This is a genomic window from Streptomyces sp. XY006 (genome assembly GCF_002237655.1).
GTDB classification, from domain to species: Bacteria; Actinomycetota; Actinomycetes; order Streptomycetales; family Streptomycetaceae; genus Streptomyces; species Streptomyces levis.
Window position 1 is genome coordinate 538,493 of record NZ_NOKT01000001.1, and the last position, 15,023, is coordinate 553,515.

Genomic DNA, 15,023 nt, shown 5'->3' on the forward strand with positions numbered 1-15,023 from the left:
TCGGCTGGTGCCGTGATCTCGGCTGACCCGGCAGAAGCGGGCGGTGGTGCAGTGCGGGCCGAATCCGATGAGTTTCCGATGGTCGCGCAGTCCATCCCTCGACACGAAGGGAGCGCACCATGCGCAAGATCATCGTTTGCACGTTCCTGTCGCTGGACGGCGTCATGCAGGCACCGGGCGGCCCGGACGAGGACCCCGAGAGCGGCTTCGAGCACGGCGGCTGGCAGAAGCCGGTCTCCGACGACGAGGTGGGCGCGGCCATCGCCGGCTGGTACGAGCCCGCCGACGCGATGCTGCTCGGCCGCAAGACGTACGACATCTTCGCGGCGTACTGGCCGACCGCCGACCCGGACAACCCGTTCACCGAGCGCATGAACAGCATGCGCAAGTACGTGGCGTCCCGGACCCTGACCTCCCTGGAGTGGGAGAACTCCACGCTGCTGCAGGGCGACGTCGCCGACGCCGTGCGCGAGCTGAAGGCATCCGAGGGCGGCGACATCAACGTCGTCGGCAGCGGCGACCTCGCCCAGACGCTCATGCGGCACGACCTGGTCGACGAGTACCGGCTGACCATCCATCCGGTGATCATCGGCACCGGCAAGCGACTCTTCGCCGACGGAGCGGTCCCCACGGCTCTGGAACCGGTCAGCGTCTCGACGACGAAGAGCGGCACGGTCGTCGGCGTCTACCGCCCGGCCGGCAAGCCCGGCTACGACAGCTACTAGTTCCGGGATCGGCGACCAGGGTCACTCCGTTGTGGGCAGGCACTCGGTGAGTAGGTCGATGACGTCTCGCCAGGCTCGCCGGGCGTGCTCGGGGTGGTAGCCGACCCCGGGGAGCGTGTTGTGGTCGACCGGTGGGTGATGGAAGGCGTGCAGGGCGCCGCCGTAGACCACGAGGCGCCAGTCGACGCCCGCGGCCTGCATCTCGGCGGTGAACGCGTCCCGTTGGGCAGGTGGCATGATCGGGTCTTCCGACCCGACCCCGGCCCACACCGGGCAGCGGATGCGCGCTGCCTCGCCTGGTCGGCCCGTGGTGAGTCCGTTGACTGTCGCGATCGCGCGCAGGCCGACGCCGTCGCGCCCGAGTTCCAGCGCGATCGCGCCCCCGGTGCCGTAGCCGATGGCGGCGATCCGGTCCGGGTCGGTCCGCGGCTCGGCGCGGAGCACGTCGAGCGCCGCGTGGCCGATGCCTCGCATCCGGTCGGGGTCGGCGAGCAGCGGCATGCAACGAGCCAGCATCTCCTCAGGGTCGTCCAGATAGCGCCCGCCATGGAGGTCGAAGGCCAGGGCCACGTATCCCAGCTCGGCGAGCGCATCGGCCCGGCGGCGCTCGACGTCGCTGAGCCCCACCCCCTCGGGCCCGACCAGGACCGCGGGCCGGCGGCCGCCACCGGCCGGGAGCGCTAGGTGTCCGATCATCGTCAGGTTGTCGGCCGCGTATTCGACCGTGCGCGTGGTAACCGTCGTCATGAGCCTGGACTGTAGTGATCGTCGGGCCCGGTCAGGCCGGTGCTCTGCTGACGGCAGAAGGCGGATCTCCCCACCCGGACCGAGGTCGCAGACCAAGGCGCCGTTCGCACTGTGTGAGGGCTGCCAGGCCCCGCTGGAGCAGAAAATCTCCATCGGCCACAGTAGACATTGCCGTGTGTCAGGGCTATGGTTTCTGTTGTAGCCAGAGTCCATGAGGGCGCGGCAGAGACGAATTGCCGCGCACGCAGGTCAAGCAGTACGCGGCCCCCGGTAGGAGTCGGGGGCCGCGAGCAGTAGCCGCGTCATGAGTGCAGTCGAGTAACCGAAGGTAAGGAGCCGAACGCCATCAGGATCGCCCGGGCGAGGACGAGTCCGCCCGGGTACCGCAGGCCCCGGATTGGAAGGTGGTCCCCGGTCACGCATCCGCGATCCCCGCAGCCCCGCCCTGTCAGGCGGATCCTGCGGACAACGAAGGCCGGCACGGTGTGCCGGTAGATGGTGTTGAAAGCTCGGGGCCCGGGTGCCGTACGGCACCCGGGCCCCCCGATGCGTCCCCAGGAAGAAGAGGTCTATGCCCTCTGCCAGTACCCGCCCCGTCGACAACCTCGACGATGACGACTACCCCGCCTACACGATGGGCCGGGCTGCCGAGATGCTCGGCACCACCCCCGCCTTCCTGCGCGCCCTGGGCGATCACCGCCTCATCACCCCCTTGCGCTCCGAAGGCGGTCACCGCCGGTTCTCCCGCTACCAGCTGCGCGTCGCCGCTCGCGCCCGCGAACTCGTCGACCAGGGAACGCCCATCGAGGCTGCCTGCCGCATCGTCATCCTCGAGGACCAGTTGGAAGAGGCCCGACGCATCAACGAGGAACTCCGTGCCCAGAGCCGGGACTCGCAGTCGAGCACCCGGCTGCGGCCTGATGTCCCTCATGCCTGAACTGCCGTCGCCCGAAGAGATCGAAACTGCATCGCGCTCCCGGCGGTGGCTGCAAGCGTGACCAGCTCGCCGTCCGGGGCGTCCCCTGGTCGACGCCGAGAGGCTGCACGGAGGCGTTGACCAGGCGTCGGCGCGCCTGGCAGTGCGGTCGAGTCCGTCGTCGACCGGCGCGAGGAAGGTGCCCCACATCTGCCGTTCCGCCTGGACCGGGGACCTTACGGTTTGTGGGTTACCCAGAGCAGTTCCGACGGCCAACGGTGGGCCCAGTCGGGTGGTTCGGTTTCGTTGTAGCCGTTGGGTGTTCCGCGTTCGGGCCGCGGCTCGATGAGGTCGTCGATGACGAGACCCGCGCCGCGCAGGACCCTGACCCAGTCGCCGTAGGTGAGCTGATAGCTGGTCGCGCCGTCGTCTTCGGCGATGGTGTCCAGCCCGAAGTAGTCCTGCTGCAGCGTCGTGGTCACGCGGGCGGCGGCTTCGTCGTAGCACGCTTCGAACCATGGGCTGGCGACGTTGAACACCAGACGTCCGCCCGGGCGCAAGACGCGTGCGGCCTGCGGGACGGCCAGGTGCGGGGGCGCCCAGCTGAGCCCACCGAAGTCGCAGAACACCACATCGAAGCTGTCGGCGGCGAAGGGGAGTTGTTCGGCGGCGCCTTGCACCAGCGGGTAGCGGGCTGCTCCCATCGCACTGGCCGCGGCGGCGAGTTGGGCTTCGGACAGGTCGAGCCCGACCACGGTGGCGCCCTCGGCGGCGAGCGCCCTGGACCACTGGCCGGCGCCGCAGCCGAGTTCGAGGACGCGCTTGCCGGTGACGTCGCCCAGGGCGTGCAGGTGCGCGTCGGGGATGGAGTACATGCCCCACAGCCGGGGTGCGGCGCCGATGTGCGGGTCGTGCTCGTGCTGGTAGGCGCTGCTGATCCGGTTCCAGAACCGCCGGTTGGCGGGGATGCTGTTCACGTGCCGACTCCAGCACTGCCTGCCGGGGGCGGTCAACACGACGAGGGCACTGGCCGTCCTCGCCGCGGTGAGGCCCACGTCCACCCTGACAGGCCGACCGCTAGAGCCCGAACTGCCGGAAAATCGTCGCTCGTTGGCTGGTCCACACCACCTCACGGCGACCGAGATCGGTGTACCTGACAAATAGCCCGTGGAGTTCCGGACCGTCCCCGCCGGGAGCACGGACGCTGGTGGTGCGGCGAGCGAACGAGCCCGCCGGACCCCCAGCTCACGAAGCGGGAGCATGACACCGAGTGACGGGAGCATGAACCGAGTGAACAGCACCGTAGCCAACACCCACCCGGCTCCGGCCACCCCCCAGAGCACGACGCCGCGGCGCCACACCGACGCCATCCCCACCGTGACACCCGAGGACGCGCGCTACCCCGACATGATCAGGGGCCACGGCAACAACCGGCATGTGGCCTCTCCCGAGGCGATCCGCCTGCCCTCCACCACCGAGCAGGTCGTTGAAATCGTCCGGGAGGCGGTCCGCGACAACAAGCGCATCGCGGTCCGCAGCGGCGGCCACTGCTTCGAGAACCTCGTCTTCAACGACGAGACGGAGATCATCGTCGACCTGCGGCTGATGGACCACGTCGGCTTCGACGACGACCGCGGCGCCTTCGTGGTCGAGCCCGGCGCCACGCTCCTGAAGATCTACGAGACGCTGCACATCGGCTGGGGCGTCACCCTCCCCGGTGGCGGCTGCTACGCCACGGGTGCCGGCGGTCACTTCTCCGGCGGCGGATACGGCATCCTCTCGCGCAAGCACGGCATCCTCAGCGACCACCTCTACGCCGTCGAGGTCGTCACCGTCGACGAGCGGGGCGAGGTGCGCGCCGTCGTCGCCACTCGCGACCCGGAGGACCCGAACCACGACCTGGCCTGGGCCGTCGCCGGCGGAGGAGGCGGCAACTTCGGTGTGGTCACGCGCTTCTGGATGCGCAGCCGCGGCGCCGAGGGCAACCCGGGCGACCTGCTGCCGAAGGCGCCGCCCACCGTCTTCTCCATCTTCGCGGCCTGGTCGTGGGAGGACATCACCGAAGAGGCCTTCGCGACCTTCATGGCCCGGTACGCCGACTGGTCCAGGACCCACGGCAGCCTCGACTCGCCCTACATCGACATGGGGCACTGGATCTTCCTGCAGCACGCCGACTCGGGCACCTTCAACTTCGTCGCGCAGATCGACTCGACCGTCCCGGGCGCCCGCAAGCTGGTGGACGACTTCATCGCGTTCGTGTCCGACGCGCTGGGCGTGCAGCCGCGCGGCGTCGACATCACGGAGCAGCCGTTCCTCAAGGCCACCGCGCGGACCATGACCGCCGGCGAGACCATCACCAGCCCCAGTCTGCGGACCTCCCACAAGTCGACCTACATGAAGGACGCCTTCCCCGAGCACCAGGTGCAGACGATCTACCGGTACCTGACGAAGACGGTCAACCCCAACCCGTACAGCTTCCTGGTCATCAACTCCGTCCGCGGACAGATCAGCGCCCTGGACGACCACGCCACCGCCGCGACCCACCGGGACGCCCTCTGGCTGGTCTACTTCGAGTCGTACTGGCACAGGGCCGAGGACGACGAGCGGAACGTCACCTGGCTGCGGTCCTTCTACCAGGACCTCTACGCCGACACGGGCGGCGTCCCGGTGCCGAACGACGTCACCGACGGCTGTTACATCAACTACCCGGACAACGACCTGAGCGACCCCACGTTCAACCGGTCCGGGGTGTCCTGCCACGAGCTGTACTACAAGGACAACTACCCGCGGCTGCAGCGCGTCAAGGCGAAGTGGGATCCGCGGAACTTCTTCCGCCACCCCCAGTCGATCGAGCTGCCGGCCAACTGAGCGGTACAGCACGGGCCGGGCGGGCACCACGCACCCGCCCGGCCCACGGCTGCGCCGCCGCGTGCGCCGCCGAGGGTCGTGCCACTCGCCGGGGAGCATCGGCCGCTGCCGGCCCGCCAGCGGGTCATCGGCCGCTGCCGGCCCGCCGGCGGGTGCGTATCGAGTCGTTCACGGCCGTCGTCGCCCTGGTCCGGCCCGTTCCGGCCGCCGTTGCCGTCCTCGCGTTGGCTCAGCCCGGCCCGGCTCAGGACGCCTGCCGCGCCTGTGCGGCCGTCGTTGAGAGCACGGCGACGGTGTGTGCGGCCGAGGCGAGGGTGGTGTGGCGGTGCCAGCCGCCGTAGGAGCGGCCGACGTAGTCACGGATGCCCACCCGGCACGTCACCTCGTCGAAGTCGCGGTCGACGCGGCGCGCCGCGTCGCCGAAGCGCAGCACCGAGGCGGCCGGATGGGGCAGGTCGGTCAGCCACATCTCGGCCGGCCCGCGCCGTCCCGGTTCGTTCACACCGACCAGCGACAGCGGTGCCCCGCCCGGGGCCGCCCCCGGCAGCCGCACCCCGACCGCCGCCACCAGCGCGGTCCTGCGGACCGCGGGCAGCGAACGTGAGACGGTCTCCAGGCGGGCCATGGGCCGGAACAGGGCCCGCGCCGCCTGCATGATCTCCGGAGCGGTCAGCAGGTGCGCGCCGTGCCCGGTCAGCGCGGGATCGTGCACCGTCAACGGCAGGTCGCCGTGGACCCGCACCATGGCCGGGAAGCCCATGGCGCGCAGGCCGCGCACCGTGGCGGCGGGATCGGCCTCCTCGATGTCGACGACGACCGGCTGCGCCGGCAGCTCCCAGGCGGCCAGGCTCTCCCGGCAGGCCGTCAGCACACAGTCGCCCAGCGTCTCGGGCCCCACCTCGCACGGGATGGAGGCCTGATTGCGGCGCAGCCCGTCCTTGATCCAGGCTTGCGGCAGATACAGCCGCCAGCTGAACGGCGCCGTGACGGTGTCGGCGACGCCCCACACGCCCACGGCACGCTGGGCGTTGAGCGCCTGTCCCTCGTCGACCGAGAAGTACCGGCTGACTCCCACCGAGTGACGCCCCACCTTCGGGATCGTCATCAGGCGCGCGACGTAGGCCTGCGGCGGCGCGAGACGGGTCAGGTACCCGGCCAGGGACCTGCGCACCGGAATCCAGTCCCAGGTGGAGCTGCAGATGAAGTGATGGAGGCTCTGGCCGGTGCTGCCGCCCTTCAGCGCCGCCATGTTCCGTATCGACTTACGGCCCCGGGTGGAGAGCAGTCCGTGGACGTACTCCATGCCGCGGCGCCGCTGGTCGCTGCGGCGCAGTGTCGCGAACAGCTCCGTGCCCAGGTCGTCGAGCGCGTCCCCGAGCACGGCTTCGGGCCGAATGAGAGCAGTACTCATATGACTCCTCAGTCGATTCCTTTCACGCCGTGCGGACCGCTCAATTCGCGCCGTGCGGTCGGTTCGATTCACGCCGTGCGGTCGGCTCAACATTAGGAATCGGAGGCAGCCGTAATGAATGACAAGGGCCTAGCAAGGTTCAGCGGTTGGGGCGCCCTCGGTACATGACTGATTCGAGCCCGAGCACCCTGAGACGGTTGACCGGGGACACACCTGAACAGCACAGTCTCCTGCGGGAGTCGAACCACGCAGCGGAGACGGGTGAAAATGGGACGCACAAAGAAGGTCATCCTCGCGGAACCGCGCAGTTTCTGCGCCGGTGTACGCCGGGCCATATCGATTATCGAGCTGGCGTTGCAGCGCCATGGAACTCCGCTTTATGTGCGCAAGGAAATCGTGCACAACCACTATGTGGTGCGGCAGCTGGAACGGCGCGGCGTGCGGTTCGTGGACTCCGAGGAGGAGGTGCCCGAGGGGGCGGTGTGCGTGTTCTCCGCGCACGGCGTCTCCCCTCAGGTGCGGCACAACGCGCAGGCCCGCCGGCTGGACGTGATCGACGCCACCTGCCCGCTCGTGTCCAAGGTGCACCAGGAGGCCAAGCGGTTCTCCCGGGAGGGGCGCACGCTGCTGCTGGTGGGCCACGCCGGGCACGAGGAGGTCGAGGGGACCTTCGGCCACGCGCCCGACCGCACGGTGATCGTGGAGACCGTGGAGGACGCCGAGCGGCTGGACCTGCCGGCCGACACCCCGGTGGCCTTCCTCACCCAGACGACGCTGTCGGTGGACGAGACGCGCGACATCATCGAGGTGCTGCGCCGCCGCTTCACCGATCTGCGCGGCCCGGGAACCGACGACATCTGTTTCGCGAGCCAGAACAGGCAGGACGCCGTCAAACAGGTCGTGCCGCGCTCGGACCTGATGCTCGTGGTCGGCTCCCGGAATTCCAGCAATTCACTGCGGATGGTCGAGGTGGCACGGCGGCTCGGTGTTCCCGCCCATCTCGTCCCGGACGTCACGGAATTCGACGAGAGCTGGCTCGAAGGAGTGTCGGTGGTGGGCCTGAGCGCTGGTGCCAGCGCCCCGGAAATCCTCGTCGACCAGGTTCTGGAAAGGCTCGCAGAATTCGGTTACAGCGATATCGAGATCGAGCAGGTGGCGCAGGAGGACGTGGTCTTTCATCCGCCGACGCACCTCATCGACACGGCGAAGGCCGGCTGACCGGCCGGACTGGAGAGGGAGCAATTGATGACGACCGCGGTGACAGACCGGCTCACGGTGCGCGAGGCCCGTGCCGAGGTGCTGCGCAGGGCCGAGCGACGTCTCGGCGAGCTCCTCGCCGACGAACGCGCCCGCTGGAGCGGTGTCGACGAACGGGGCGCGGTGCCCGTGGACACGGTGACCTCCCTGGTCGACGCGGGCGGCAAGCGGCTGCGCCCCGCCTTCTGTGTGACCGGGTACCTGGCCGCGGGGGGCGACCCCGACGACCCGGCGGTGGCGGACGCCGCCTCCGCCATCGAGCTGGTCCACACCGGCGCGCTGCTGCACGACGACGTGCTCGACGCGTCCGACACCCGCCGCGGCGCCCCCGCGGCGCACGTCCGGCACGCCACGGTCCACGCGGAGCGCGGCTGGCGGGGCGAGTCACGCCGCTACGGCGAGGGCGTGGCCCTGATCTCCGGTGTGCTGGCCATGCTCTACGCCGACCGCCTCACCCGCGACCTGCCGCCGAGCGCCCGTGACGTGTGGAGCGAGATGGTCACCGAGATCCAGATCGGCCAGCACCTGGACGTGGCCGTGGCCGCGGAGGGGGTGATCGCGCCGGAGCTGTCGCGGTGGATCGCGGTCTGCAAGTCCGGCCGCTACAGCATCACGCGTCCCCTGCTGCTGGGCGCCGCGCTCGCCGGACGGCCCGACCTGACGGCCGCGTTCGAGGAGTACGGCGAGCGCCTCGGACTCGCCTTCCAGCTGCGCGACGACCTCATCGGCGCGTTCGGCGACAGCACGGTGGCCGGCAAGCCGGTCGGACTGGACCTGGAACAGCACAAGATGACGCTGCTCCTCGCCGAGGCCGCGGAGCGCGACCAGCACGTGCGCCAGCTCGTCAACCGCCCCGAATGGGACACCGCGGCGCTGCTCGACCTGCTCGGCGAGAGCAGGACCCGGATCGAGGAGCGCATCGACGCGCTCGTGGAACGCGCCGGCGCCGCCCTCGACCAGGCCGCGATCGAACCGGTGTGGCGGGAGGAACTGAGTGAGATGGCCCTCGAAGTCGCCTATCGGGACCGGTGATCGCATGTCGTTGCTGGAAACCGTGCACGGCCCGCAGCGCCTGCGGGAACTGAGCGCGCGGGAACTGGTCGCACTCGCCGAGGAGATTCGCGCCTTCCTCGTCGACCGGGTCTGTGCGACCGGCGGACACCTCGGCCCCAACCTCGGGGTGGTGGAGCTGACCCTCGCCCTGCACCGGGTCTTCGACTCGCCCCGCGACCGGCTGCTGTGGGACACCGGTCACCAGGCCTACGTGCACAAGATCGTCACCGGTCGGGCGGCCGGGTTCGACCGGCTGCGCCGGCAGGGCGGCCTGTCCGGCTACCCGAACCCGGCGGAGTCCGAGCACGACCTGGTGGCCAACTCCCACGCGTCCACGGCGCTGTCGTACGCCGACGGCCTGGCGCGCGCCGACGCCCACCAAGGGCGCACAGACCGGGCCGTGGTCGCCGTCATCGGCGACGGGGCGATGACCGGCGGCATGGCGTGGGAGGCCCTGAACAACATCGCGGGCGGACCGGACCGGCCGCTGGTCATCGTGCTCAACGACAACCAGCGCTCCTACGCCCCCACCCAGGGCGGCTTCGCCGACCACCTGGGGGAGTTGCGCTCCGGTCAGCAGGGCGTCCCCGGCCTGTTCGAACAGCTGGGGCTGGACTACCTCGGTCCGGTCGACGGGCACGATGTGCCGGTGCTGGAGGAGACGCTGCGCCGCGCACGGGACCTGCGCAGGCCCGTCGTCGTGCACGTGGTCACCGAGAAGGGCCGCGGGTACACGGTGACCGAGCACAACGAGCTGGACCGGGGCCACGCCATCAAACCGATGGACCCCGAGACGGGCCGGCCGCTGAAGGGTTCCGCCGGGCCGTCGTTCACCTCCGTCTTCGGACGCGAGCTCGTCCGCATCGCCGAGCGCCGGCCGGACGTCGTGGCGATCACGGCGGCCATGCTGGAGCCGACGGGGCTGCTGCCGATGCAGGAGCGCTTCCCGAAGCGGGTCATCGACGTCGGCATCGCGGAGCAGCACGCGGTCACCATGGCCGCGGGCATGTCCCTGGGCGGTGTCCACCCGGTCGTCGCCATCTACTCGACCTTCGTCAACCGCGCCTTCGACCAGCTGCTGATGGACGTGGCACTGCACGGCAGGGCCGTGACGTTCGTCCTCGACCGGTCCGGTGTCACCGGCGACGACGGTCCCAGCCACAACGGCATGTGGGACCTGTCGGTGCTCCAGGTGGTGCCGGGGCTGCGGATCGCCGCCCCGCGGGACGGCGCCCGCCTCGCCGAGCTGCTCGCGGAGGCCGTCGAGTGGGAGGAGGGCCCGACCCTGGTGCGCTTCCCCAAAGGCCCGACGGGCGACGACATCCCCGCCAGGACGACGTTCGCCGGCACCGACGTACTGCACCGTGCGGGACCGCTCGACGTGCTGATCGTCTCGGTCGGAGCGCTGGCCCCCGTTGCGCTGCAGGTGGCCGAGGTGCTGTGGGCGCAGGGCATCGGCGCGACGGTCGTCGACCCGCGCTGGGTGGCGCCGGTCAACCCGACGCTCGCCGACATGGCGCGCCGGCACCGCCTCGCCATCACCGTCGAGGACAACAGCCGCATCGGCGGCGCGGGTTCGGCCGTCGCCCAGTTCCTGCGCGACGAAGGGGTGCGCACGCCGACGCGGGAGTTCGGCATCCCCCGGCGCTTCCTCCAGCACGGCAGCCGCGCCGAGGTGCTCTCCGGCTGCGGACTGACCGCGCAGGACATCGCCAGGGCCGTGGTGGAGGAGATCAGCGGTCCGGTGGAGGACCGCATCAGCACCGGAAGTGTCGATTTCCAGCGGGAGATGGCCCGCCTCATCGAGCAGGAACACGGAGGAGAGACACGATGACGACGGTCGGTCTCGGAATGCCGTCGGTCAGGCCGGAGGCGGTTCTGCCGCCGCTGGCCCCGCGGCGCAAGTCCCGCCGGATCATGGTGGGTTCGGTGCCGGTCGGCGGGGACGCGCCGGTGTCGGTGCAGTCCATGACGACGACCGTGACCGCGGACGTCAACGCCACGCTGCAGCAGATCGCCGAACTGACGGCGGCGGGCTGCCAGATCGTCCGGGTCGCGGTCCCCTCCGCCGACGACGTGGCCGCGCTGCCCGCCATCGCCGGCAAGTCACCGATCCCGGTGATCGCCGACATCCACTTCCAGCCCAAGTACGTGTTCGCGGCCATCGACGCCGGATGCGCCGCCGTGCGCGTCAATCCGGGGAACATCAAGAGGTTCGACGACAGGGTCGGTGAGATCGCCAAGGAGGCGGCGAACGCCGGCATCCCGATCCGCATCGGTGTCAACGCCGGCTCGCTGGACCGCCGGCTGCTCGAGAAGTACGGCAGGGCCACCCCGGAGGCGCTGGTCGAGTCGGCGCTGTGGGAGTGCTCCCTCTTCGAGGAGCACGGCTTCCGCGACATCAAGATCTCGGTCAAGCACAACGACCCCGTCGTCATGATCGCCGCGTACCGGCTGCTCGCCGAGCGCTGCGACTACCCCCTGCACCTCGGGGTGACCGAGGCCGGTCCGGCCTTCCAGGGCACGATCAAGTCCGCGGTGGCCTTCGGAGCGCTGCTGTCCGAGGGGATCGGCGACACCATCCGGGTCTCCCTGTCGGCGCCGCCGGTGGAGGAGGTCAAGGTCGGCACGCAGATCCTGGAGGCGCTGGCCCTGCGCGAGCGGGGTCTGGACATCGTCTCTTGCCCCTCCTGCGGGCGGGCTCAGGTGGACGTGCACACCCTGGCGGAGAAGGTCTCGGCGGCGCTGGAGGGGTTCCCCGCGGCGCTCCGGGTGGCCGTCATGGGCTGTGTCGTGAACGGGCCGGGCGAGGCCAGGGAGGCCGACCTGGGCGTGGCGTCCGGCAACGGCAAGGGACAGATCTTCGTGAAGGGGAAGGTGATCAAGACCGTTCCCGAGTCGCAGATCGTCGAGACGCTGGTGGAAGAGGCCGTGCGGATCGCCGAGGAGCGCGGCGCGTCGGTCGACGGGGCGGGGCCGGTGATCGTCACCCCGTCCTGACCCCATGCCCCCTTCGTGCCGACGACGGTCCGCGGATCGCCCGCGGGCCGTCGTCGCGTGCCGCGGAGTTGACATTCTCCGTGCCTTTTCAGGAAGGTTTTGCGCCAACCAGCCGTGCCCCGCTCGCGTCTGCGACCGCACGCCACCGGCTCGGGCGACGGTCCGACGGCAGGGAACGCACAAGTGTTCCAGGGGTGTTGAGCTGCACCGGAAACGGGTCGCGCCATTCCGCGGGAAGCGATGGCCAGAGATGGTCGGCTGGAAACAATTCGCTCAAGCGCGCGACTAACTTACCGTGGCACTGTCCGGAACAGGATGGAAACGGGGGTGACTGCACGTGATGTGCGGCAGGGGTCGCGCGCGGCCACGGACGAAAGTTCCTGCGCCCGGCAGGCCGAGAGGGAGCGTCCGGCTCCCCGGCTGCGGCGCGGTTCCCGTCCCGCCGTCCCGAGACAGCGACGTGCCTCCGGCTCCCCCGAGGTGCTGCCGCGCCGGGTCACTGTAGGCACGGCGAGGACCACCTCGGCTCGTCCTGCGTACGAGCCTGCCGGAAATCAGCGGGATCGAATCCATCACGTGTGTCCGTTGATCCATAGGGGCTGCCCATGTACCCGAACAGTCCGAGCACCACCACTGACGACCTCGGCGCCGGCGGACCGGGTCTGCTCACCGTCGCCAACCGCTCCCTCGTGGGCCGGCAGGAGGAACGGGCCGAACTGCGCGGACTCCTCGGCAACCCGGCCGTCCGCGTCGTCACCGTCACCGGCCCCGCCGGAGTCGGCAAGAGCCGGTTCGCCGCGGCCGCGTACGCCGACGTCGCCCAGTCCTTCGAGGACGGCGGCCGGGCCGTCGACCTGAACGACGTCGCCCCCGACCAGGACCCCGAGACGCTGCTCGCGGAGATCCTCGGCCTGGAGACCGGCACCGGCCGGCCCGTGCACACCCTGCTGCGCGCCTACTTCCAGCCCCGCCGCTGTCTGCTCTTGCTGGACGGCTGCGACCGGATGCGCGCCGCGCTCGTACCGGCCGTCACCCGCCTGGTCAACGACTGCCCCGGGCTCACCGTCCTGACGACCGGGAACGAACGGCTCGGCATCTACGGCGAGGTGCTGCTGCGCCTGCGCCCGCTGGAGCTGCCACCGGCCGACCGGGAGCCGGACCTGGACGAGCTGCGGGAGATCCCCTCGGTCAAGCTGTTCGTGGAACGCACCGTCGTGAGCCGCCCCAACTTCGCGCTCACCGAGCACAACCGCGACGCGGTGGTCCGGCTCTGCCGCCGTACCGACGGCCTGCCGATGGCCATCGAGTTCGCCGCGGCCCGCATGAAGATGCTCTCCCCGCAGCGCCTCCTGGACGAACTGGACACCAGCCTCGACGCCTTGTCCGGGACCGAGTTCGACACCCTGTCCCGGCACCGCAGCATGGGCGCCGCCATCGCCCGCCAGCTCGACACGCTGGACAAGGACGAGCGGGACCTGCTCAGACGGCTCGCCGTGTTCCACCGGGCCTTCGACCTGCCCACCGCCCAGGCGCTGTGGTCGGGCGGCGCCGGCGAACTCCAGCGCCTGCTGGAGACGTTCGTCGACAAGAGCCTGCTGTACACCGAGGAGTGCTCCGACGGCGAGCTCATCATCTCCATGCTCGGCCTCACCCGGCAGTTCCTGCTGGAGGAGGCGCACACGCTGGGGGAGGACCGGGAGCTCTCGGCGGCGCACGCCGCGTTCTGCGTCGACCTCACCGCCGGCGCCGAGAGCGGACTGCGCGGCCCCGAGCAGAGCCGGTGGCTGCTCGTGCTCGACTACTGGCGGCAGGACCTCACCAGCGCGCTGGACTTCCTCGCGTGCACGCGTGACACCGCGAACCTGGTCGCGATCGCCGTGAACCTGCGCGAGTACTGGCAGGCCCGCGGGGAGATCGGAGAGGGCATCGCCCGGCTGCGGGCCGGACTCGACGACGCCGGCGGTCTCACCCCGGCCCAGCAGGCCGAAGGGCGCCTGGCGCTCGCCGAACTCCTGCTGGCCGCGGGCGAGATGACGGCGGCCGAGGACTGCCTCGGCAAGGCCCGTGCCGCGTACGAGGAACTCGGCGATGCCGCCGGGGTCGCCGCCTGCATCCGAGGCGCCGGGCTCGTCGCACTGCGGCGCGGGGACCTGGCCGAGGCCGACCGCCGTCTCGAGGACTGCGTGGCCGCCGCCGCGGACGACGACCGGGCGGAACACGCCGAGGTGCTGCGCGTCCTCGCGGAGGTCCGCCGCGCCGAGGGCGACGCGGCCTGCGCGCGCAGACTCGCCGAGGAGGCGCTGGAGTTCTTCGAGCGGCAGCGCGACGTCCGCAACATCGCGCTCACCCGTCTCGTCCTGGGCGACGTGGCCTTCGCTCTGGGCGACCAGGACGGCGCCGTCGACCTGTACCGGTCCGCCCTGCGGGACATCGCCGAGCTGAGGCACCTGGCGCTGTGCGCGCTCGGCCTGGAGAAGTTCACCCTTCTGCTCACCCGCAGCCGGGGCCAGTCGATGGAGACCTGGCGCCGGGCGGCACGGGCCCTGGGAGCGGCGGCCGGCATCCGGGCCGCCACCGGCTGCGTCGCGCCCGCCCCCGTGCGCATGGAGGTGGACGCGGTCACCGCCCTCACCCGGGTACGTCTGGGCGAGGAGGAGGCCGCGGAGCTCGCCGCCGAGGGCCGGCAGTCGCCGCCGGAGGCCGCGGTCGCCGCCGTACTGGCCCCTTCCGAGAGCGTCGAGCCGGACCGCGCACCGGACGGCGCCGGCAACCCGCTCACCCCGCGGGAGCGGGAGGTGGCCGAGCTGGTGGCCAACGGCCTCACCAACCGGGAGATAGCCCGCCGTCTCGGCATCGCCGAGTGGACGGCCGTGAACCACGTACGCAAGATCATGCGCAAGCTGGCGTGCACCTCACGGGTCCAGGTCGCCAGCTGGATGTCCCAGCAGGACTCCGCCCGCCGGAGCCGGCCGACGGCCCTGCGGCCCACCGGCGCGCGCGCCTCCCGGGCCTGAAGAGCCCGCCGGAGTACGTCGAAGGGCGGGGC

At 71.0% G+C, this 15,023-nt stretch carries 11 protein-coding genes; 8 read left to right on the forward strand and 3 right to left on the reverse strand.

Annotated elements, in window-relative coordinates:
• Positions 1-119 precede the first annotated feature (119 nt).
• The gene (locus tag CHR28_RS02435; RefSeq protein WP_094051707.1) at positions 120-725 is read left to right on the forward strand and encodes a dihydrofolate reductase family protein; all 606 of its coding nucleotides are present in this window, start codon (positions 120-122) and stop codon (positions 723-725) included.
• A gap of 21 nt (positions 726-746) precedes the next feature.
• Here CHR28_RS02435 and CHR28_RS02440 read toward each other — a convergent pair whose 3' ends face one another.
• A complete protein-coding gene (locus CHR28_RS02440) occupies positions 747-1,472 on the reverse strand; it encodes a dienelactone hydrolase family protein (protein ID WP_094051708.1) in 726 nt (241 codons plus the stop codon).
• 571 nt (positions 1,473-2,043) lie between these two features.
• On the opposite strand from CHR28_RS02440, the gene CHR28_RS02445 reads away from it, so the two are divergent.
• On the forward strand, positions 2,044-2,409 hold the full coding sequence (locus CHR28_RS02445) for a MerR family transcriptional regulator (RefSeq protein ID WP_094051709.1): 366 nt from the start codon (positions 2,044-2,046) through the stop codon (positions 2,407-2,409).
• Positions 2,410-2,624: 215 nt separating this feature from the next.
• Here the strand turns inward: CHR28_RS02445 and CHR28_RS02450 are convergent, their stop codons facing one another.
• Positions 2,625-3,365: a class I SAM-dependent methyltransferase gene (locus CHR28_RS02450; protein WP_094051710.1), complete on the reverse strand. Its 741-nt coding sequence runs from the start codon at positions 3,363-3,365 to the stop codon at positions 2,625-2,627.
• A gap of 304 nt (positions 3,366-3,669) precedes the next feature.
• Between CHR28_RS02450 and CHR28_RS02455 the strand changes: the two genes are divergently transcribed.
• On the forward strand, positions 3,670-5,256 hold the full coding sequence (locus CHR28_RS02455; protein ID WP_094051711.1) for an FAD-binding oxidoreductase: 1,587 nt from the start codon (positions 3,670-3,672) through the stop codon (positions 5,254-5,256).
• Between the two features lie 244 nt (positions 5,257-5,500).
• Here CHR28_RS02455 and CHR28_RS02460 read toward each other — a convergent pair whose 3' ends face one another.
• Complete coding sequence (locus CHR28_RS02460) at positions 5,501-6,667, reverse strand: IS701 family transposase (protein WP_094051712.1); 1,167 nt, start codon at positions 6,665-6,667, stop codon at positions 5,501-5,503.
• A 267-nt stretch (positions 6,668-6,934) separates the two neighbouring features.
• Between CHR28_RS02460 and ispH the strand changes: the two genes are divergently transcribed.
• The 5 genes from ispH to CHR28_RS02485 all read left to right on the forward strand — a co-directional run bounded on the left by ispH (position 6,935) and on the right by CHR28_RS02485 (position 14,991).
• Positions 6,935-7,885: a 4-hydroxy-3-methylbut-2-enyl diphosphate reductase gene (gene ispH, locus CHR28_RS02465; protein WP_094051713.1), complete on the forward strand. Its 951-nt coding sequence runs from the start codon at positions 6,935-6,937 to the stop codon at positions 7,883-7,885.
• Positions 7,886-7,912: 27 nt separating this feature from the next.
• Positions 7,913-8,956 carry a polyprenyl synthetase family protein gene (locus tag CHR28_RS02470; RefSeq protein WP_094051714.1) on the forward strand — a complete coding sequence of 348 codons (1,044 nt, stop codon included), beginning with the start codon at positions 7,913-7,915 and terminating at the stop codon, positions 8,954-8,956.
• A gap of 4 nt (positions 8,957-8,960) precedes the next feature.
• A complete protein-coding gene (locus tag CHR28_RS02475; protein WP_094051715.1) occupies positions 8,961-10,811 on the forward strand; it encodes a 1-deoxy-D-xylulose-5-phosphate synthase in 1,851 nt (616 codons plus the stop codon).
• Positions 10,808-11,977: a flavodoxin-dependent (E)-4-hydroxy-3-methylbut-2-enyl-diphosphate synthase gene (gene ispG, locus CHR28_RS02480; protein WP_094051716.1), complete on the forward strand. Its 1,170-nt coding sequence runs from the start codon at positions 10,808-10,810 to the stop codon at positions 11,975-11,977. The genes CHR28_RS02475 and ispG overlap by 4 nt, the downstream gene beginning before the upstream one ends.
• 605 nt (positions 11,978-12,582) lie before the next feature.
• A complete protein-coding gene (locus CHR28_RS02485; RefSeq protein WP_094051717.1) occupies positions 12,583-14,991 on the forward strand; it encodes an ATP-binding protein in 2,409 nt (802 codons plus the stop codon).
• Positions 14,992-15,023 lie beyond the last annotated feature (32 nt).